We start from the raw sequence: 20,177 nt of genomic DNA, 5'->3' as shown, positions 1-20,177 counted from the left end.
CCTCTCTTTATAAAATTCTTATCCAATACCATTACATTCATGAATCTGTAATAACTTATAAAATATATGTATCAATACTCCCTTTTATTTCCCTTTTTCACAAATTCCCAATCTACCTCAATATTTTTTCTGACCCTTTGAAGAAGATGAAACATCGTTTCCGTTTCTTCCATAGAAAATCCAGATAACGCAACCTTGTCAGTATACTCTCCTTCTTTTTTCAAAAAAGGATAGACCTTTTCACCTTTATCGGTTGCATATAGCTTTTTTATTTTTTTGTTTTCCTCATCATTTTTCTTTTCAATAAAACCTTGAATTTCAAGTTTTTTAATGGCCCGAGCTGCTGTCGTCCGGTCAACCTTTATCATTTCTGCTAACTTTTCCTGAATGATTCCTGGATTTTCACATATTCGAACAAGATACAAATACTGCCCTTTTGTTAGGTCAAATTCTTTAAATTCGATATTACTTATAGAGTCCAATGCCCTTGCTATCATTCCAATTTCACGGAGTATTTCCTTCATTCAAAAAGCCCCTGACTTTTTTGTTGTATTTACAACAAAATTAATTTCGTATATACTATAAAAAAGTTATACATATATTATGACTTGTCTTACTGAATAAATCTAGAAAAGGGATGAAGAACATTGGATTCAAAGAGAATAACTACAGAAAGTGATTTAAAAGTAGCCTTTCAAATCAGAAAAGAAGTATTTGTCGAGGAACAAGGCTTCCCTTTAGAAAGTGAATTTGATGAATACGATACACTTAATGCTTTATCTGAACACATATTAGTCTATTATAATGAAAAACCAGTCGGAACTGGTAGGTTAAGAGTTGTTGATGGTTTAGGAAAATTGGAGAGAATTTGCATCTTAGAGCCTTACCGTAAGTTTGGTCTTGGAAAAATAATAATTAAAACGTTGGAAGAAATCGCAAAGAAAAAGGAAATATCCCAGGTGAAATTACATGGGCAAACACAGGCAGAGGGTTTTTATAAAAAACTCGGCTATCAGACTTCATCCGATGTCTTTATGGAAGATGGCGGACCACATCTTTTAATGATAAAGGAATTAGTTAACGAATAAGTGTATTAAATGTGAGTTAAACAAAAACTAACCTTTGATGGGGATCATACTATTAACACCAGGTTGTTCTTTAACCATCCAAGCAGACAATTCTCTTTTAAAAGGCAAAGAACAGAATGATTAGTCTACTAACTTTGTATTGTGAATTATATTCCGGATAAGGGAAACACATAAAAAGTGTCCCTTATCCCACACTTTTCTGACTCTTCTAAGTAAAAGGAAAGTTTGGTTTACAAGTTTCGGATTTACATTTAACCTCAAAATCTACGCGACCATCACAGTCTTTGGTCAGTATATTTTCCATTTCATGAGAGATATACACGAACAAAGAGACGAAGCCGTTTATAACATAAACGGCTTCGTCTTTATATTACAGAACGGGTGCTTTTTCATGAACAAGCGGGTGAAGGGCCTGCGTTTCATCAATGTAAACAAAAGCATCATATCTATCTGACATTACAGAAGGTACATAGTTTCCGTATTGTTCATATTCCGGTCGGTATACAACCCCGATAGCCCGATGTCCAATTCTATCTTGGAATAGCTGACGATTTTCATCTGTGAAAATGAGCAACTTATCATACGCGCCTGAAAGGTGCATAGCCTCCTCCCAACTTCCCTTCATAGCCGGGGGTACTGTTTTTATTTCAAAATCCATGCCCCATTCATCTGCTGCAATAACAGTTCCGCTATAGGTTCCGAAACCAGTGATAAATACATCTTCAGTTGGGTTTTGTTCACGAATGACCTGGCCGACGTTAATCATCCCGGAATCTCTCATATCTGTAGCGCTGGCATCGCCAACATGAGTATTATGTTCCCATACAATCGCCTTGCCTTCAGAACCGTAAAAATCCATAATTTCATTTAGTGCATCCACCATATGCATATCACGAATATTCCATGATTTATCATCATGAACCACCATCGTCCTGTAATAATTTTCTGCATTATACGCTACCAGTGCATTCACTTGAAGGTTCAAATTCAATTCTTCATGATGAGGATATTTTTCTTTTTTTCGTTGAATAGTCGTCAGTAATTTGGCAACCTCCTCTATACAGTCTTCTGAAAAAATGCCTGCGGAAACTGCGTACTCCTCATTATTCCGATTGAATGGCTCAAAACATGTGAATGCCTGTCTGGCAGCCTCGAGGTCAGGTGAATCAATTTGTTTTAAGTAATGGATGACTTCATCCATGGATTCCCAAAGACTATAGATATCTATCCCATAAAATCCAACTTTCGTTTGATTTTGTCCGGACTCATTGTATTCTTTCATCCATTCAATCAGGTCGATCATTTCCTCGTTTGCCCACATCCATGTCGGCCAGCGGTCAAAACTTTTTAGCACATCCTTTGCGGATTTAGTCACTAGGTCATAGCCTTTTACATACCTATTGATTGCCTGGCATGCGGGCCAATCGCCTTCAACGGCTACAAAGGTGAACCCTTTTTCTTGAATCAGCTTTTTTGTTATTTCAACTCGGGCCGTGTAAAACTCGGATGTCCCATGTGATGCCTCACCCAGCAAAACAAATTTGGAATTATTGACTTGTTGAACGAGCTTATCCCAATCTGCTTCACTTGTAAGCATGACTGATTGTTCGATTATTGACTGAACCAGATTATGATGCACTGTTTTTCCTCCTTGTTCTCTTACGAACATTATCGTTTATACTCAGCATTGTAAGAATTTGAACCTGCGTGTACGGACAGTAAAGTATCAGCGTATCCCACTAGACGATTTATAAGTTCATCACAAATAGAGTAAACCAGCTGAAAATTTTCCATCTCAAATAAAACAGGGTCATCCAGAATGACCGTCGTGTTAATGAACATATCTTTGTTTCCATATAGATTGTAGTGAACGATAGCCTTCCCAGCAGCTCCTCCAGTAACTGGATCATTAAAGCCGGGAATGAAAACAAACCATTCTTCAGCAGTAGCAGACCTGAAGTTTTTTGTAAAAGACATTCGCTCGGTTACCTTCATGATCTTTTTTAACTCTTCCGGATTCATATCCTTGATCTTGTTCATCCCATTGCCACCTTAACACCTGTTAATAATCTTCCGTTATATATTTTCCTTAAGTGACCCATCCTATAAATATTATTATAAAATGGTGACCTTCACCGAAAAAAGCATGCCAGAACACCTAGATCGGAAATTAAGCTTGCACTGAACACGACACAGCAAAAAGTATCATTATGTTGCATTAAGCAGGCTGTTATTAAATGCCGATAATCATGGAACTGCTGCATATAAAAATTATTATTGGGGTATCAAAAGAGTGAAGATAAAATCCTGGATTGGGTTGGACTGGTCTGGAGCGGAGTGGAGGAGTTGCTCATGGAAAAGATGAATCGGGGAATTTTAACGGCGCTGTCGGGAATCGGCATTGCGCAAGGGCTGAAAATTTTAACGCATTATAAGCTGACGGGAAAGTGGGACTTAAAGCAGGCTTTCACAACGGGTGGCATGCCTAGTTCGCACTCTGCGGGGGTGGCCGCACTGGCATCCTATGTGGCAGCGAATAAAGGCTGGATGCATACTGAAACAGCGCTTGCGACAGTGTTTGGCGTGATTGTGATGTATGATGCTCAGGGGATTCGGCGCCATACAGGCGAAATCGCTAAGCTTGTGAATGACCTTGAAGATAATATGGCGAAATTTTCGGGAGAGTTTCCGAGCTTTGAGTTTGTGGAGCGTGAGAAGGAACTGAATGAACTGCTCGGACATCAGCCTGTGGAAGTGGGGGCAGGTGCGTTGCTTGGAGTGGTACTTGGGCTTATCTCGGCTAAATTGGAGGATGGCAAGCCTTCCAAAACCAAACGGCTGAAAACGTTGAACAAGCCTGAATATTCCAGATCTTGAAGTGACGTATATAACAATAGATTATATTAAAACATGTCTATGTTATAAATATAGACAAACTCTCCATTAAAAGTCGTATCATTGTATATACTGGTAGGATTGAAAATGACCTAGGCCTCTCAACTCTCTTAGAAAGGCATAGGTCATTTTTATGTGCAAAATCAATTCTTCCGGGACATTTTCATAGCGAATGAGTACATATCAGATCGGAATAATCCTTTGTAATACTCTACTAAATTACCATCAGAATCAAAAATCATTCGTTCTGTAATCAGCAAGCACATCGTTTCGTCTATACCTAAATGTTCTGCATCTTCTTTTGTTGGAAAGCCGCAGGTTATGATTTGTTCCGCCTCACAAAAGTTAATGTTCAGATCACCTTCGAGTGCATCATACAATACGGTTGTACTTAAATCGAATTTCGTCAATTTTTTTCCTAGGTCCAAAGAATAATAATGCAATTCAATGGCTATGGGGACATCTCCCTGTAACCGCAGCCTTTTAATATGGTAAGATTCATCTTCGAACCCATTTGCATCAGCAATATTTTCAGGTGTCATTACTCGGCCATGATCTAGTAATTTAATTCCCATGCTTTTAGTGGTTTCAGTGAAACTTATCATCTTTAGCCATTCTTGTACAGGTTTAAGGGAAACGAACGTTCCCTTTCCATGCCTCTTTTCCAATATTCCCTCACGAACCAGGATGGATACGGCTTCCCGTACAGTACTCCTGCTGACAGAATACATATCCATAAGTTCCCTTTCACTAGGGATTTTGTCTTTATAATAACCTTCCAAAATCTGATTTTCCAATATGCTTTTCAATTGAGCATGTAAAGGGATTGGATTTTTAAAGTCTAACTCCATAAAATTTCCTCCAAACAGAAAAAGACATCGTAATGTTCGTATCAGTTCTTATATTGTAAACCAAATAGTTATAATATTCAAACATGTCAACACTTATTTTTTTCCTTAAATTAGGATTTTATCAAATTTCCACGCTTCATTTCCAAAAACGTTTTCTTCGGATAAAAAAAAACCTGAATGGATTAATATATTCAGGGCTTATCCATATGCATTATTCATCACATTTCAGGCCTATCTAACTGGGACAACAATGGAAGCTTATATATTAAACGATAAAGTACGAGATGATGGAAAGCAGCAAAGAGGTAATGGTCATGGCTAAAAGAGGACGCATGGCTTTTGTCCGCAGTGCCTGCAGGCTTACATTCAGTCCAAGACCGATCATGGCCATTGTCAATATAAATGTAGTCGTTTTCGAAATGCCATCCATTACAAGGGGTGACACCGTAATATAAGTTCCAAACACATAACTTCCTATTAGACTCATGATTATAAAACCAACGAGGAACCATGGAAAATCAATTTTGGCATCATGGCCCATTTTCCCGGATGTGCGTTTTTTCATCCAATACATAAAAATGAAACATAATGGGATAAGTAAAAAGACACGGCCTAATTTTGCGAGAAGTGCAATCGCTAGCGCATCTTCACCAGCCGGTGCTCCTGCCAATGCAACATGGGCGATTTCATGAAGGCTGATCCCAGACCAGATTCCATAATCCAAAGCAGACAGCGGAAGGATCGGACGTAAAAGTGTATATATAATCGAGAAAAGTGTTCCCATTAAAGCGATTATCCCAACGCCTATGGCTGTATCCTCTTCCCTCGCTTTCACGATTGGAGATATGGCCGCAATGGCTGCCGCTCCGCATATCCCGGTTCCTACAGCAAGAAGAAGGGAAATGGAAGCATCTGCCTTAAACCACTTAGCAATCAGGACCATCACGACTATGGCAAATGTTACTGTCCCTATGTCACGTACCAACAATGGCAGTCCTTGATTGAAAATCACATCAATATTTAATTTCAACCCGTATAAAATAATGGCAAAACGCAAAAGTTTTTTTGCGGAAAATTCAATTCCCATCCGGAACTTTTCTGGATATCCCGCAATTTGACGATAAATCACGGCAATGATGATCGAGCATGCAAGAGGTCCGATTCGATTGAATCCTGAAATCTTGGACAGCCCCAAGCCTAAGAGGGCAATAAAAAAGGTGAAAGCGATACCGCTCAGCCACAAAATCACCTTATTTTGAAGCGGTTTTTGCTGCGCCTGAGGTGTTTCTTCCATTGGCTCATATTTTTCTAATTCCATACATTCCTTCCCCCTTTCCAGATAATCTAACGCCCAAATTACGTATCATCCCATCCTTTCAATCGTTTAAAAAAACAGTTTCTTCTATATTAGTAGGTGAATTCCCTTTGATAAAATACTCGGATTCCTTTAAAAAAGGCAAGCTTGGATTTTGATTCCCCCACAATTCAGGAACTGCTAGTGTCTGGGAGCGATGGGACCTTAAGGCACGGATCTTTTTCTGTAAAGTTCCTGCTATATCCACTTCCGTGATACTGCTCTGCCCGTTTTCCTTTAACCATGCATCATAAAAAGCATGCCAAAGGACAAAGTACAGATTATGAACCTTAAAAGCTGGAAATACTGGATCTGGATAAAAATCGGGATCACCGGATTTTAGAAAAGCAAATTCGGCAGCTCGGCCAATCGCACAATGGTCTGGATGCCCCCCATATTTCTCATGGAATGTTATTAGGGCCTCCGGCTGAAGTTCACGAATCACCTTTACGATTCTCTCCGCCAATAAATCGAAGCTCTCAAATTCTATCGTTTTATCCCTTACGTTTAAAAATCGCAGGTCGCTGATCCCCAATTCTTCACAAGCGTTTTTTAACTCCTTTACCCTTAGTCCAGGCAATGCCTCCCTTGTTGTAAGAATGGGATTTCCCATGCGCCTGCCCATTTCGCCTTTTGTCGCGCATAGTAAGGTTATATGAACACCTTGCTCAGACATTTTAGCAATGGTTCCGCCACACAGGAATGACTCATCATCGGGATGTGCCAGAACCACCAATAATCTTTGTTGTGATTGCATATTTCCTCCTACTCCGGATTCTCCAGTTTTCCCACACTGTTAGACCCAATATGAAAAAATGGACATGGATGTCAAAGCGGCTAGACATATCATGCCCATCTTCATTTTTCGTCTATAAATATAGCACCCTAAAGCTAATCATCTTTTTGGTTAGCATAATTCATATAAAACGGATTTAACGGTTTCTATGACAAAGCGTAAATCTTCAACGGTCGAAGATAAAGGCGGCGCAATGATCAGTACATTACCATATCCAGGAACTGTATCACCATTACGGCCGATGATAAGACCCTTTTCCTTGCAAGCCCCGATTATTTTCCCCATGAACTCATCGGAAACTGGTGTTTTTGCCTTTTTATCTTCCACTAATTCAATGCCGTATAAAAACCCTACTCCCCGAACTTCCCCTACTTTATCAAGAGCTGTCAATTCAAATAGCTCACTTAGTGTCGATTCACTAAGTTCAGATACTCGCTGAACGATTTTTTCATTTTCCAAGATTTCAATGTTCTTAAGGGCAACTGCGCAAGATGCAGGGTGGCCTCCATATGTTGACACATGCCTGAAATGATTTAAATTTCCGTTCTCTTTGAATTTCTCATAAATCCTCGAATTCACTGCCGTTGCTCCAAGTGGAAGATAACCGCTGGTCAAACCCTTTGCCATTGTTACAATATCCGGTTGAACGCCATCGGAGTGCATGAACCCAAACATTTTTCCGGTTCTTCCAAAACCTGAAACCACTTCATCCACAATTAAAAGAACATCATGCTTCTTACAGATTTCCGAAACCCTCGTTAAGTATTCTTTCGAAGGAATTAGGACCCCGCCACCAGAGATGAATGGTTCAAGAATAACACCAGCTACCGTTTCAGCTCCTTCAAAGTTAATGACCTGATCGATATATTCAGCTGCAAGCAAATCGGAGTTTTCAACGTTTTCCCCAAACGGGCTTCGATAACTGTACGGCGGCGGCACATGCAGGAAACCTGGAACCGCCGGATCATATTTCACTCTCCGGTTTGCCTGTGCGGTCGCACTTAGCGCGCCAAAAGTATTGCCATGATAAGCTCTGTACCTAGATATGAATTTGTATTTACCCGGATTGCCATTTTGGGAATGATATTGCCTGGCTATTTTAAAAGCTGTCTCATTCGCCTCAGAGCCGCTGTTCGTAAAAAACGTTGTATAGGAGCCCTTTAAATGCTCACTTATTTTTGCAGATAATTCGATTGCCGGCTTATGGCTTAACGTTAAAGGGAAGTAAGATAAATTAACCATTTGTTCATAGGCTGCCTGGGCAATCTCTTTTCTTCCGTGACCCAGGTTCAAGCACCATAAACCGGAAACCCCATCTAAATATTTATCCCCTTTAGCATCTGTGAACCATGAGCCGGATCCTTCTGTAGCCATCATGGGAGCATCCTTTTCATTATAGCGATGCATCGCATGCCATAAATGGTCTTTATCCATTTGAACAAGGTCTTTCGTTTCAGTTTCCATCTTCACTTTTGAAACCCCCTTATTATTCATCGAATGCAATTAAGTTAAGTTCCCATGTTGTTACAGACCTTTAAAGAGCGAATGGGTGATGGCGCAATGACCCAAAATTCAAGTCATTGCACCTGTCATATCACTCTATTTTCACACCATTATTTATCCCAGTTTTTATGATCTAAATGAGAATATTTTTCTAATAATCTAGTAGGCATTTTTAATGCATCTTTTCTGAATGGCGGAGCCAATTGTGTTCCATCGACTTGTATATCAATGACAGTCGGTTTATTTGATTTTATTGCTTCTTCAATGGAAGCCCCTAACTCGTCAGCTTTTTCGACTCTGATACCAACAGCACCCATTGATCGGGCAACTTCTGCGAAATCAGGATTTTGGATATCTGCCCCTACAAAACGGTTATTATAAAAATCGACCTGATTCTTTTTCTCTGCACACCATGCATTATTATTGAAGACACATGCTATGACCGGTATATTTTCTTCAACGGCCGTACTCACTTCATGTAAGCTCATGCCCCACGCGCCATCTCCAACAATGGCTAAAACAGGCGTATTCGGCTCAGCTAACTTGGCACCAAGTGCGGATGGGTAAGCAAATCCCGTGTTCCCGAATGTAAGCGCAGCGATATGCCTGCGGCTCTGGTTGAACTTCAAGTAAGCGTTTGCAGTTGACGATACATTACCGATATCTGTAGTAACGATGGCATTTTCAGGCAACACTTTAGTCAATTCCAAAAGGGCCCGACGCGGATTGATTGGCGTTCCGTCGATCATCGCAAGTCTCACCAATTCTTCTTCCCATTTTTGTTTTTCATTCGTTACTTCGACCATCCGCTTTTTTTCTTGTTTCAGGTTAGGTTTACTAGCCTTCAACCGTTTCAAGATTTCATGGCTAGCTTCACGGGCATCTCCGATGATCCCAACTTCCACAGGGTGCGTCCTCGCTATTTGCCTAGGGTTAATATCTATTTGGATGATTTGCGCATCTTTAGGGAAATAATCAATGTCATAGCATGGTAGCGTTCCAAATACCGATAATCTAGTACCGACCGCCAATATGACGTCCGCTTTCTTAAGTGTATTCATGGCAGCCTTTGAACCCATGTAACCGATTGGGCCGACTGATAGTGGATGATCAGCAGGAAAGGCATCATTATGCATATAGGAGACAGCTACCGGAGCTGTTAAATATTCTGCAATATTCTTAATTTCCTCAATGCCATCCGAATCAACCGTTCCCCTGCCGGAAATGATGACAGGATACTCAGCTTCAGCTAAAATTTCAGCTGCTCTATCCAATGATGCAGATGATCCGCAGCCCCGTTCATCTACGCGATATTGATGTGGTTGAAGTATTTGATCTTCCACTTCACCATAGAAGTAATCACGCGGGATATCGAATAAAACCGGCCCCCTCTCGGCATAGGCAATCCGAAATGCTGTCCTGAGGCAATCAGCGACCCGGCCAGGGTGTGTCACTCTAACCGTTTCTTTCGTGATTGCCTTGAAGATGGAAACCTGATCACATTCTTGAAAACCATCCCATCCAACCGTTGGTGTACCAGCTGAAGGTGATATGACCACCATAGGAGTATGAGCTTGATTGGCCGCTGCAACAGAGGTGACCATATTCGTCATTCCAGGTCCGTTTTGCCCGATGACAACTCCTGCAACCCCGGAGACACGACAATAGGCATCTTCCATATGTGCTGCACTTTGTTCATGGCGGACACCAATGAAACGAATGCCTGCAGTTGGCAATAAATCAAGCATATCCATGAAAGCAGATCCCAGAATTCCCGAGATATGTTTAACTCCCTCGGCCACTAATGTCTCAACGATGGCTTCACTTGGTGTCATTTTAACTTTCGTACCTCTTAACATTTTTGTTTCGACCATAGCACATTCTCCTTAATTATATTATTTCTGATAATGACGTTGCGACGTCCGTACCAGTTATAAGATGTATAATACTACCATTGTGTGTGACAGTCAATAAATAAATTGAATATTTTGATTTTATTTAAAGTATCTGACCATCATAGTCACTAACTACTATATTTGAATCTTATTTAACCAATAAATATATCCTTTTTTTCTGTCAATCTGTAGTTGATCCTATCGATGATCTCCAATAAATCACCTATTTCATCAATTACGAAATCGGCACCTGCATTCCAAAACCGATTTTCTGCATGCTTCATCCGTTTTTGCAGATCATATGGGTCCATTTCGTTGATTTCTGCTTCTGAAAGGCCGATTTCACTGCCGCCCTTCAATACGGCAACAGTCCACATTCCCGCAGAAATGCCTTCTTTGATGTCATTGATCGTATCGCCGACTTTAACGATTTTGCTTAGTGGATACACTTGGAGATTCATCGCCGTCTTAAAGCACATCCAAGGGGCAGGCCTTCCTGTCGGCACTTCGGTAGACGCAACGATGGTATCTGGTTGATAGCCCCATTTTTCCGCCTCTTCTTTAACAACATCAATCATTTCACGTGTATACCCTGTTGTCGATCCGATTTTTATTCCTTGCTCCCTTAATCGGCTGACTAAGTCAATTACGCCTGGTATTGGCTTGGCGTTCTCCTTGAGAACCTTAAAAAGCAAAGCCTCAAAGTCCTTATATAATGATTTTAGATCTCTTTTGTCCGGTTCTTTCCCGAATTTAGCAATCCATAAATTGGAGATTCGTTTCATTTTCAGGAGTTCCATTATATGATCCATTTTCAATATACCCATAGGTCCCCTTGCTTCCCTAATGGTAATATCTATCCCCCTTATCCTGAATATCTCGACAAATGCTTGGACCGGCGCAAAACAACCATAATCCACCGTCGTTCCTGCCCAATCGAATATGACTGCCTGAACCTCTTTGCATTCTTTTGCATTTTCCAACCTATGCTCCCCTCCTTATCCTTACCTCCTCAAAAATCACCAAACATGATAAACCCGGGTATAGAGAGAATTCAATTAACTTCTTCCAAAAATAACTGAAGATCTTTTTTAGTAGCTTCTGAGAGTCGTTTAATCTTTTCAAGGTCCTTATCCGGATTCCCTGACTCTCCAATTAATGGGTAAAGGTTTTTCTCAATCCGTTCATACCAATTTGGGTATTCATCTTCCACTTGCTTTTCTATCGAATCCCAATTAGAACTGATCTCTTTTCCCAATTCTTGAATTTTCTCTGAATTCGCATCCATACTTATTTCTGAATCCAATCCTTTTATGGATCGTATCACATCGCCGACACCTTTTTTAATAACCTGGGTTTCACCCGTATTTGAATCCGGATTTTCATTCATGACTGGACTATTTTCTTGTTGAGCCACGTCCGGTTCAGCTGAATTGTTGCAGCCTGACAGCAATATGGCTCCAAGGACAGCCCCATAAGTTATTACACGGAAACCATTCAACATAATTCCTCCTTCATGATTTAAAAGACAGATGGCACCAAGCACTTAATGGCACAACTTTCTTTTTCTATGGGAATCATATTATAGCTGATTAGTGATTGATGAATTCTGTCTGAGGAGTTCCTTAGAAGTAAACGAAGCATTTCCGCCAAAGCTATAACTTTTCAGAATTAGGGGAACCAGAAACAATATTTAATTCATTCTCCATATACTTCGCTTTTTTTCTTCGAATGAAAAAGAATGAACAGATAACGATCAAGCTAAATAGCATGGTAAAGATAAACTGTGGACGCTGCGAATCGATAAAGGCCATTAATATTAACACGGAAATCATGGAAATTATGGTTGCATAAGTCAAATACGGGAATAGCCACATCTTGATCTTGAAAATTCCAGGATTTTCTTTCTCCATTCTCTTCCTTAATCGGAGATGGGAAACCGCAATGGCCAGATAAACAAGAATTCCGACTCCACCTGAGGAATTCACTAAAAAGAAAAAGATTTTATCAGGTGAAACATAACTGAAAATGGTGCTGATAAAGGCAAATATAGTAGAGCCGAATACAGCAAATATAGGAACGCCGTTCTTGCTCACTTTTGAAAATACCTTTGGAGCGTCGCCCTTTTGTGCAAGTGAAAATAACATGCGTGAACTCGTATATAATCCCGAATTCAAACAGGATAGCAATGCAATGAGAATCACTATATTCATGATCAGGGCAGCAGAAGGGATCCCCAGCAATTCAAGGACGGCAACAAATGGACTTTTCAGCAAAGAAGCCGAATTCCAGGGTAATAGCGTCACTAGTATGGCAATGGACCCAATATAGAAAATCAGGATTCGCCAAACGACACTATTCAATGCACTTCTAACTGATTTTACCGGATCACTGGTCTCACCCGCGGCAATCGCTGGAATCTCCACTCCAACAAATGCATGAAAAACAATGGCGACGCCAACGAGCACAGAACTTAGCCCATTCGGAATAAAACCGCCAAAATTCAAAAGATTGGAAGCGCCGGGTGGTTTTATCGTTGGAATAAACCCTAAAATCACTGCCACACCCAGGCACAAAAATAGTATGATACTGATTATTTTAATGATTGAAAACCAGTATTCGAACTCACCAAACGATTTTACGGAAAAAATATTCGTCAATTTCAATAGGATGATCAATGATAGACTTATGACCCAGACGGGAACGGAAGGAAGCCAGCTGTGTATGATTGCTGCACCAGCTGTTGCTTCCAAAGCAATTACGATAACCCAAAAGAACCAATATAACCAACCTGTTGTAAAACCGGCCCATTCACCTATCCCCTCTCTCGCATAAACGGCAAAAGATCCAGTATTGGGATTAACTGTGGCCATTTCCCCAAGCATCCTCATGACTAAAACAACGATCAAGCCTGCCAAAACATATGATAATATCGCTCCGGGGCCCGTTTGACCAATTATGATACCGCTTCCTACAAATAAACCAGCGCCTATGACACCACTCAAAGATATCATCGTTAAATGTCTTTGTTTCAGACCTGGTTTCAGTTCTTCCTGTTGATGTTTCATACCCTCCACCAACTTTCAATATTTTGGGGAATCAACTAACATAATCGCTACTTGAATGTAAAAACAAGGCTTTTCAGCTGCCTGTCCTTTACACTTTCACAAAGATAGTGGGAACTTGGAAACATGGCATTTTAAAAACAACACAGGAGATGACTATGAAATTAAGATTCTATATCACTATTCCTCCTTCCTTAGTGCTATTTTGAAATTCGAAGCGGATATAACATCACTACGTCATGATGTTAGTACCACTTTCTATGTGTATAATACACTCTGATTTTTTTAAAGTCAATTTAAAAATCAGAATATTTAGATAACAAAATGAAAATTTTTAAATACAACAAACTGTCTCCAGTTAGTCGGCAATTTTTTCATTTTACTTCTTTAACCTTGGTGGTTTCATCCAACACACTTTCCACTGCTGACTTTACGGCCTTCTGCTTTCTATCCAGCATTTTCTTTAGAAGATATGAAAAAAACAATGTAAACGCTATTCCCTTAACAATCGAAGTAAATCCGTAAACAAGAAGGCCCAATATGAGTACTATAAGATTAATAATCCTGATTGTCGCTGCAATATCAATTTTTTCATTTTTATGATGCAAAATTAAGGCAATCACGTCAAAGCCAACAGTGGAAGCATTTGCTGTTATACATAAATAATATCCTATCGCTATTAAAATCGACGAAATGATAATCACTAAAACGATATTTACATCAATATCAATGTTCAATGAATAAAAAAAATTAAAAAAAATCATATAGCTAAGGGAACTTACGATCGACTTAAAAAAGTACTCTTTTCCTAGAAAAACTAAACAAATGATTAACAGTAATCCTGTAACAAAATTGGCTAGCATGGCAATGTTATATCCTGATAATGCATTCAATAATAATGCCGAGCTAGTTACCCCGCCATTGATAATTTCATTGGGAACGATTAAATAAGCATAGGCAAAGGTCATGGAAATGTTTCCTGCAATAATTTTCATCAAATCCTTCATAAACTTCTCACCATCCCTAATGATTTTTTGATAATGCTTTCCCCCCTAAATATATATTTACACTTGAACCATATGATACACATTCACCTCTTACACCGAATTTATTCGACCCTTTTCCCTTTCGATATTTTTGAATTATTTTACGAAGGATGCATATTTTTGTTCAAGTGATTAGAATAATTCGCTAACCAGAATCCTCACTCCTTCTAATAAAATAAAACCTCCCCCTTAAAAGTTGAAGATTTTCTTGTTTACCACAAAATCATTTAGACATTGCAGATTTTCTGTACAAATTTTTTTTCTGAATGAACTAAATTAGTACATCGAGAAGGCATCTTATAATACTAGCTTCAATGGACATATTTCGAAATGACACCCCAAAAACCTGATTAAATAGATAAGAAAAGCATTAATGTAAGAAGGCAAATGCAAAAGAAAATTCCCCGATTATTTCTATCAAATATTTTTCCGCAATAAAAAAGTTGAGGGATATGCCCCTCAACTTTTAAGTGTTCCATTAACTATTTCCTAAGAAATGTTTCATTCAATAGGTTGTGATTATCATTTTCATGTTACAGGTAAGGCTGACTCATCTTTCATAAGCCTTTTTCGATAAACCATATTGGACAGCTGTACGCTCACTTCATAAAGCACAAGCAAAGGGACAATAACCAAAATGTCCGAAATTATATCTGGAGGCGTAATCAGGATCGAGATTATGACCAGGACGAAATAAGAAATCTTACGAGACTTTTTCAACACTGCTGGATTGATGATGCCTAATCTGGTCAGGAACATGACCACAAGCGGCATCTCGAATAAAATCCCGAAAGGTAAGATCAAATTAATCATGAACCGAAAATACTTTTCCGCAGTGAACATCATCTCGAACTGCCCGGCCGATAGGGAAGTGAGGAAACCCAGCACTATTGGAAACAACACAAAATATCCAAATGAGATACCTGTGATGAATAAAATGAACAGCCCAGGTATGAACCGAAATGTAACTCTTCTCTCTTCCGGTTTCAAAGCTGGAGCCACAAAGCGCCATAACTGATAGGCTGCTAGCGGAATCGTTGCAGCTATTGCGCAAACCCCAGCGATTATCATATATACCCACAGGATCTCACTCGGACCGAGCACGGCGAGCTTTCCTTCCAAATCCTTAATGAGCAGTTCATAAATATCCTGTACGAATATGAAACTCACTATGAAAAAAGCCACAAAACCTATCAGTGTTTTAATGATTCTGCTTCGGAGTTCCTCCATATGCTCAATAACGTGTAAATCCTTACTCTCCACTTTCACTCCTCCTTTTTAGACATTTTCTAGCACTATTGCTAATGGCACTTTCCCTCGAACTCTTCTCATGAAAAGAAGCAGGCGAGTCTTTCCGCCCGCTATATCTCATTTACTTCATCCCTCTTTTTTAACAGCTCTTAACGCAGCTTTATTCTCGTTCTCATCCTCTTTTTCTGAATCATTCACCAATCCTTTGGTTGCACTTTTGAATTCGGACAATGTCCGGCCAAATGCACGGCCTATTTCCGGCAGTTTGGACGGTCCAAAAATAATCAGTGCAATCACGAGTACGATCACCAAACCGGGTATTCCTATATTTGAAAGCATTCTTATTCACTCCTCTGATCTTCTCATTTTTTTTCGCTATATCCTTGTCAAGCATCATAATGGTACCCTATCAATTAGTCACTTTCCCCTGACTTTTCATTCTTTGTTTTTCATGTGCGCGATTATGGGCACGTGTCCGATCTTCCTCGACTTCGTTCGTTTTTTGCACACCTTCCATAACCGCTGCTGATGCAACCTTTCGCAGCCCTGTTTGATCCTTATCAAAAACAAAGGATGCTCTTGTCGATATATCCGCACCTGGTTCTGTCACGAATGGGACTACACGATAGTCAGCCTTCCATTGTTCTGGTGTTACTTTGCATCGGACATATCCCCGGTAATCATTAAAGAACTTTATATGTGGATTCTGACTTAGTATTTTATCCGTATCCGCACGCTTATCCGCTCCATTTCCACCAGATGTGATGGAAGTGCCGACAAACTCCACACCGAAAATCTTTGAATTTGGATCATCGAAATCCGCCTTTAAATTGGCTGCCCAGCTTGCATGTACATCACCAGTCAACACGACCAGATTTTCCAGGTTGTTTCTTTTGATTACATCAATTAAACGATCGCGTGCAGCCGGGTAACCATCCCAGGAATCCATGCTGAATTTGGGAGCGGTTGGTGTTCCATAATTCCGTTGTGAAAAGAAAATCTGCTGAGGCAGAACGTTCCACTTCGTTTTTGATTTTGATAGATTGTCAGTTAGCCACTGTTCTTGCTCTGGACCCAACAATGTCCGTTTCGGATCAAGTGACTCAGGCGTTTGCGGTGAACTTCCATCTCCGTTTGCCTGATCATCCCGATATTGACGGGAATCCAATACAAAGAAAGAGGCCAGGTCTCCATATGTGAAATTTCGGTATAACCGCATATCCGCTCCCTTAGGCAAAGATGATTTACGAAGGGGCATATGCTCATAATAAGCCTGATAGGCGGCGGCCCTTCTCTTGATGAATGCTTCTACCGATTGTCCTTTTTCCGGGATGACATTTGCATAATTGTTTTCAACTTCATGGTCATCCCAAGTCACGACCCATGGGAAAGCTGCATGTGCCGCTTTTAAATGGGTATCAGAGCGGTATTGTGCGTATCTATTTCGATAATCCTCAAGCGTGATGATCTCCGGACCACTATGTACACGGACATTACCTGACGAAGAAACATATTCATTTGGTCCATATTCATATATATAATCGCCAAGATGGAAGACAATATCCAGATCTTCTTTTGCCAAATGTTTATAGGCCGTATAATAACCATGCTCAAATTGCTGGCATGAAACAAACGCGAATGACAAGCTCGAAACACTTGAACCTACTGGCGGAAGAGTCTTCGTTTTCCCCGTCTGACTTACTTCCCCTCCGCTTTTAAAACGGTAAAAATAGACCTTATCAGGTTTTAACCCGCTTACTTCCACATGAACGGAGTGGCCAAGTTCCGGCCTGGCTATTTCCTTGCCTTGCTGGACAATCTTTCGGAAATTCTCATCCTTTGCCACTTCCCATTTAACGGAAATGGCTTCTTTTGGCATTCCTCCGCCATTCAACGGGTCAGGTGCCAACCTTGTCCATAAAACTACACTGTCCGAGAGCGGATCACCTGAAGCTACACCGAGAGTAAATGGATAATCACTGAATTTCGGGGCAGCATTCACTTCAATCCCGCCCATTGATTGGGCAAGGGCAAGACCTAATGAAAGTCCGGCAAGCTTACTTGCTCCCTGGATAAAGTTTCGGCGGTCCATATTCTTACCTAATTCGCTCCAATTCTTAATTAAATCATCCATTGCTCTATCATTATTCATTGATCTTTCCCTCCTATTATTTGAATCTGGTTCAAGTATAGAAGGCCATTTTTAAAGGTGTATGAAGATGTGTAAATCAATAAATTTCCAATTAGGAATTTTCAGGCAGGACTTATGGTACCCATTGAACGCAAAAAGAGTTTTGATTGACTCATACATTTACATAGACCTACAAACTTTTACATATAACGACAGTCTTTCAGCCTAGTTCTCTTAATGAATCATTTATTTAATCGTTACAAATAACTTCCATGGGCTATTTTTACAATAAAAAAAATTTAATAAACTTATGGACATCCAATCATCATTTATGATTCCTGTTACATTCTCCGGGAACTCAAAATTCCCAACTTGTTCGAATGGTTGAATAATATTTTATAAGTAAATACTCACTTTTGGTTTAAATACATCCTAATTTATGTAATAATAGTTTCATAACAAAAAATGAAAGTACTTGAGGGATTCTGGATTGGAGAGTATGGAAGCATTATATGAAAAAATTGAATTATTGAGGAAAGAACTAATAACCACTGGATTGATATATGGATTTACCGCCCCAAAAACATTACATAAAAGCCAGGAACTAGATGAACTGTTGAATTTACTCGGGGCTCAAAAAGAACCAAATGATTTTGAATATGTTTAAAAACAGGAATGAACTAATACTTAATGGGATCATTACTACTTCATGAACTATCACTCGGAATTATTTTGGATTATTTTTAATCGTCACTGTGCAGTTCTGCAGCATATTTCTCTTACCTCTTATACTTTTCTTGGACTCGTGACTAATTTTTATGTAATATCCGCTAAATCATTAGTTAATTGTTAACATCATCACTCTTCCTAATTAAAAAGCATCCAAAATGAATGGATGCCTCAGACTGTAGACAAACTCCATGAAAATCGAGTTTGTCCACAGTTTTTTTTGCTTGTACAAATTTGGACGTTGATTTCCACTTCAGGCACTCGCTTTCCGCGGGCGGTCCGGGAGCCTCCTCGGCGCACTTGCGCCTGTGGGGTCTCCCTTGGACTCGCTATTCCCGCAGGAGTCTCGCACACCCGCTCCAATCAACTATGTTTAAAAATTTAGATAGAACTCCTTTTGCCTACAGTCTTTTTTGGTTTAAAATAGATCTATTAAAACTTGAGATAATGAGGTTGCTTTCGAAACATGATTCTATTCAGCAAGATCAACTGGAAATGATTACTTTAGACCCACTGGTGCCAGCGAACCATTGTGTTCGTAAAATGGATACTACCATTGATTTCTCTTTCAGAGATAGGACGCCCAAGTATTGATCCAGTTATATTAGTTAAACAGACTTCATTAAATATGCTCCCTCCCGATCTTGCTTTTTTATAAGTGACTACTTACTTAATCATTTAAAAACATCCCAATTAATGTAAAAATGGATATACTACAAAAAGGAAAGGTTTTGAGGGGATTTTCATTGAAAAGTATGGGTCTGCTACATAAAAAAATAGAGACAATGAGGAAAGAATTAATAAATACGGCATTGAAACATTGGATCACTTCACCAAAAACTTTACGTATAAACCAGGAACTAGAAAAACTGTTGGAAACCAGTGAAATGAAAGTGGCTGTTTTTTCTTCCGGAAATTCCCCAATTTCATAAGTCTAGCGTTTTCTAAGCATTCATTTTCCTATATCTTACGGTCATATCAACGATTGTCAATAATAAAACAAACCATAAGATAGGATTTTTTAAGGAGATTCCTACATTGGATTTCCCCCCCATTAATGTTAACACTCCTATTAGCAATAAAGTATAAAAAATAAAAACTGCTTCTAAAATTAATGAATTTTCACTTTCTTTTGCATTACTACGATTAATGACAATATAGATAAGCGCTAATGAGATAATTCCAATTGTCAGTGTCGTCTTAGGTATGGTAGTGAAAACGATATTAGGGAAATAATCGAAAATTATTAAAATCGAAAATAATAAAAAGATACCTATTCTCAATAATCTTTTCAATTTCATCTAATTCCCCATTTCCTAGATTATTATTTACCAAACCAGTAATTACATTGGAAATATTGAACTGATTTAGGTGATGTATAATTACTTTTGCCATAATGAACTACTGTCGCATGATAATTTCTTTTCTTTTCTGAAGTGCTATAAGAACTTGATACCCACGAACCCACATAAGTTGGACTAATTTTAAACCAGCTGTTTAACTTTACAAAAAGCCAATTTGCAAATACGCTATCTGTTAATTTTTTAGGAATCATTTTCATCATATATGCGAA

At 39.3% G+C, this 20,177-nt stretch carries 20 protein-coding genes; 4 read left to right on the top strand and 16 right to left on the bottom strand.

Annotation, left to right across the window (positions count from 1 at the left end):
• Positions 1-71: 71 nt before the first annotated feature.
• Entirely contained in the window at positions 72-524 is a 453-nt protein-coding gene (locus tag OSJ91_RS11605; RefSeq protein ID WP_350302345.1) for a MarR family winged helix-turn-helix transcriptional regulator, read from the bottom strand.
• Between the two features lie 123 nt (positions 525-647).
• Here OSJ91_RS11605 and OSJ91_RS11600 point away from each other — a divergent pair, with 123 nt between their 5' ends.
• Positions 648-1,088: a GNAT family N-acetyltransferase gene (locus OSJ91_RS11600; protein ID WP_485891619.1), complete on the top strand. Its 441-nt coding sequence runs from the start codon at positions 648-650 to the stop codon at positions 1,086-1,088.
• Between the two features lie 370 nt (positions 1,089-1,458).
• Here the strand turns inward: OSJ91_RS11600 and OSJ91_RS11595 are convergent, their stop codons facing one another.
• Together OSJ91_RS11595 and OSJ91_RS11590 are read right to left on the bottom strand one after the other, a co-directional pair.
• A complete protein-coding gene (locus OSJ91_RS11595) occupies positions 1,459-2,727 on the bottom strand; it encodes an erythromycin esterase family protein (RefSeq protein ID WP_485891618.1) in 1,269 nt (422 codons plus the stop codon).
• A 29-nt stretch (positions 2,728-2,756) separates the two neighbouring features.
• The gene (locus tag OSJ91_RS11590) at positions 2,757-3,128 is read right to left on the bottom strand and encodes a hypothetical protein (protein ID WP_413017123.1); all 372 of its coding nucleotides are present in this window, start codon (positions 3,126-3,128) and stop codon (positions 2,757-2,759) included.
• Positions 3,129-3,440: 312 nt separating this feature from the next.
• Between OSJ91_RS11590 and OSJ91_RS11585 the strand changes: the two genes are divergently transcribed.
• A complete protein-coding gene (locus OSJ91_RS11585) occupies positions 3,441-3,965 on the top strand; it encodes a divergent PAP2 family protein (protein ID WP_350302849.1) in 525 nt (174 codons plus the stop codon).
• Positions 3,966-4,126: 161 nt separating this feature from the next.
• Here OSJ91_RS11585 and OSJ91_RS11580 read toward each other — a convergent pair whose 3' ends face one another.
• The 12 genes from OSJ91_RS11580 to OSJ91_RS11525 all read right to left on the bottom strand — a co-directional run bounded on the left by OSJ91_RS11580 (position 4,127) and on the right by OSJ91_RS11525 (position 17,896).
• Entirely contained in the window at positions 4,127-4,834 is a 708-nt protein-coding gene (locus tag OSJ91_RS11580) for a GntR family transcriptional regulator (RefSeq protein ID WP_413017121.1), read from the bottom strand.
• A gap of 265 nt (positions 4,835-5,099) precedes the next feature.
• Positions 5,100-6,128 carry a YeiH family protein gene (locus OSJ91_RS11575; protein ID WP_485891884.1) on the bottom strand — a complete coding sequence of 343 codons (1,029 nt, stop codon included), beginning with the start codon at positions 6,126-6,128 and terminating at the stop codon, positions 5,100-5,102.
• An 82-nt stretch (positions 6,129-6,210) separates the two neighbouring features.
• Complete coding sequence (locus tag OSJ91_RS11570; protein WP_485891617.1) at positions 6,211-6,945, bottom strand: PIG-L family deacetylase; 735 nt, start codon at positions 6,943-6,945, stop codon at positions 6,211-6,213.
• A gap of 150 nt (positions 6,946-7,095) precedes the next feature.
• Positions 7,096-8,448 (bottom strand): aminotransferase, encoded by a 1,353-nt coding sequence (locus OSJ91_RS11565; protein WP_485891883.1) that lies wholly within the window; start codon positions 8,446-8,448, stop codon positions 7,096-7,098.
• A gap of 149 nt (positions 8,449-8,597) precedes the next feature.
• Positions 8,598-10,361 (bottom strand): sulfoacetaldehyde acetyltransferase, encoded by a 1,764-nt coding sequence (gene xsc / locus OSJ91_RS11560; protein ID WP_485891616.1) that lies wholly within the window; start codon positions 10,359-10,361, stop codon positions 8,598-8,600.
• Positions 10,362-10,534: 173 nt separating this feature from the next.
• Positions 10,535-11,365, bottom strand: coding sequence for a phosphonoacetaldehyde hydrolase (phnX, locus tag OSJ91_RS11555; protein WP_413017115.1), 831 nt, complete (start codon positions 11,363-11,365; stop codon positions 10,535-10,537).
• Positions 11,366-11,436: 71 nt separating this feature from the next.
• A complete protein-coding gene (locus tag OSJ91_RS11550; protein ID WP_485891615.1) occupies positions 11,437-11,886 on the bottom strand; it encodes a hypothetical protein in 450 nt (149 codons plus the stop codon).
• 151 nt (positions 11,887-12,037) lie between these two features.
• Positions 12,038-13,450 carry an amino acid permease gene (locus tag OSJ91_RS11545; RefSeq protein WP_485891614.1) on the bottom strand — a complete coding sequence of 471 codons (1,413 nt, stop codon included), beginning with the start codon at positions 13,448-13,450 and terminating at the stop codon, positions 12,038-12,040.
• A gap of 371 nt (positions 13,451-13,821) precedes the next feature.
• Positions 13,822-14,454, bottom strand: coding sequence for a YitT family protein (locus OSJ91_RS11540; RefSeq protein ID WP_485891613.1), 633 nt, complete (start codon positions 14,452-14,454; stop codon positions 13,822-13,824).
• A gap of 567 nt (positions 14,455-15,021) precedes the next feature.
• Positions 15,022-15,723: a twin-arginine translocase subunit TatC gene (gene tatC, locus OSJ91_RS11535; RefSeq protein ID WP_402903739.1), complete on the bottom strand. Its 702-nt coding sequence runs from the start codon at positions 15,721-15,723 to the stop codon at positions 15,022-15,024.
• 147 nt (positions 15,724-15,870) lie between these two features.
• Positions 15,871-16,083, bottom strand: coding sequence for a twin-arginine translocase TatA/TatE family subunit (locus OSJ91_RS11530; protein ID WP_063233420.1), 213 nt, complete (start codon positions 16,081-16,083; stop codon positions 15,871-15,873).
• 70 nt (positions 16,084-16,153) lie between these two features.
• Positions 16,154-17,896, bottom strand: a complete 1,743-nt coding sequence (locus OSJ91_RS11525) for an alkaline phosphatase D family protein (RefSeq protein WP_485891612.1) — start codon at positions 17,894-17,896, stop codon at positions 16,154-16,156.
• 478 nt (positions 17,897-18,374) lie between these two features.
• Here OSJ91_RS11525 and OSJ91_RS11520 point away from each other — a divergent pair, with 478 nt between their 5' ends.
• Positions 18,375-18,542 carry a Spo0E family sporulation regulatory protein-aspartic acid phosphatase gene (locus tag OSJ91_RS11520; RefSeq protein WP_485891611.1) on the top strand — a complete coding sequence of 56 codons (168 nt, stop codon included), beginning with the start codon at positions 18,375-18,377 and terminating at the stop codon, positions 18,540-18,542.
• A 766-nt stretch (positions 18,543-19,308) separates the two neighbouring features.
• Positions 19,309-19,536: an aspartyl-phosphate phosphatase Spo0E family protein gene (locus OSJ91_RS11515; RefSeq protein ID WP_413017105.1), complete on the top strand. Its 228-nt coding sequence runs from the start codon at positions 19,309-19,311 to the stop codon at positions 19,534-19,536.
• A 12-nt stretch (positions 19,537-19,548) separates the two neighbouring features.
• Here the strand turns inward: OSJ91_RS11515 and OSJ91_RS11510 are convergent, their stop codons facing one another.
• Positions 19,549-19,905: a hypothetical protein gene (locus OSJ91_RS11510; RefSeq protein ID WP_485891610.1), complete on the bottom strand. Its 357-nt coding sequence runs from the start codon at positions 19,903-19,905 to the stop codon at positions 19,549-19,551.
• Positions 19,906-20,177: the final 272 nt, after the last annotated feature.

The organism is Bacillus sp. T-10(2022), from assembly GCF_056502895.1.
This window is presented reverse-complemented; position numbering and strand designations above follow the sequence as displayed.

Coding starts and splice junctions, on each gene's coding strand:
- OSJ91_RS11605 (WP_350302345.1), bottom strand. CDS start 524: ATGAAGGAAATACTCCGTGAAATTGGAATGATAGCAAGGGCATTGGAC.
- OSJ91_RS11590 (WP_413017123.1), bottom strand. CDS start 3,128: ATGAACAAGATCAAGGATATGAATCCGGAAGAGTTAAAAAAGATCATG.
- OSJ91_RS11585 (WP_350302849.1), top strand. CDS start 3,441: ATGGAAAAGATGAATCGGGGAATTTTAACGGCGCTGTCGGGAATCGGC.
- OSJ91_RS11580 (WP_413017121.1), bottom strand. CDS start 4,834: ATGGAGTTAGACTTTAAAAATCCAATCCCTTTACATGCTCAATTGAAA.
- OSJ91_RS11575 (WP_485891884.1), bottom strand. CDS start 6,128: ATGGAAGAAACACCTCAGGCGCAGCAAAAACCGCTTCAAAATAAGGTG.
- OSJ91_RS11570 (WP_485891617.1), bottom strand. CDS start 6,945: ATGCAATCACAACAAAGATTATTGGTGGTTCTGGCACATCCCGATGAT.
- OSJ91_RS11565 (WP_485891883.1), bottom strand. CDS start 8,448: ATGGAAACTGAAACGAAAGACCTTGTTCAAATGGATAAAGACCATTTA.
- xsc (WP_485891616.1), bottom strand. CDS start 10,361: ATGGTCGAAACAAAAATGTTAAGAGGTACGAAAGTTAAAATGACACCA.
- OSJ91_RS11550 (WP_485891615.1), bottom strand. CDS start 11,886: ATGTTGAATGGTTTCCGTGTAATAACTTATGGGGCTGTCCTTGGAGCC.
- OSJ91_RS11545 (WP_485891614.1), bottom strand. CDS start 13,450: ATGAAACATCAACAGGAAGAACTGAAACCAGGTCTGAAACAAAGACAT.
- OSJ91_RS11540 (WP_485891613.1), bottom strand. CDS start 14,454: ATGAAGGATTTGATGAAAATTATTGCAGGAAACATTTCCATGACCTTT.
- tatC (WP_402903739.1), bottom strand. CDS start 15,723: ATGGAGGAACTCCGAAGCAGAATCATTAAAACACTGATAGGTTTTGTG.
- OSJ91_RS11530 (WP_063233420.1), bottom strand. CDS start 16,083: ATGCTTTCAAATATAGGAATACCCGGTTTGGTGATCGTACTCGTGATT.
- OSJ91_RS11525 (WP_485891612.1), bottom strand. CDS start 17,896: ATGAATAATGATAGAGCAATGGATGATTTAATTAAGAATTGGAGCGAA.
- OSJ91_RS11520 (WP_485891611.1), top strand. CDS start 18,375: ATGGAAGCATTATATGAAAAAATTGAATTATTGAGGAAAGAACTAATA.
- OSJ91_RS11515 (WP_413017105.1), top strand. CDS start 19,309: ATGGATATACTACAAAAAGGAAAGGTTTTGAGGGGATTTTCATTGAAA.
- OSJ91_RS11510 (WP_485891610.1), bottom strand. CDS start 19,905: ATGAAATTGAAAAGATTATTGAGAATAGGTATCTTTTTATTATTTTCG.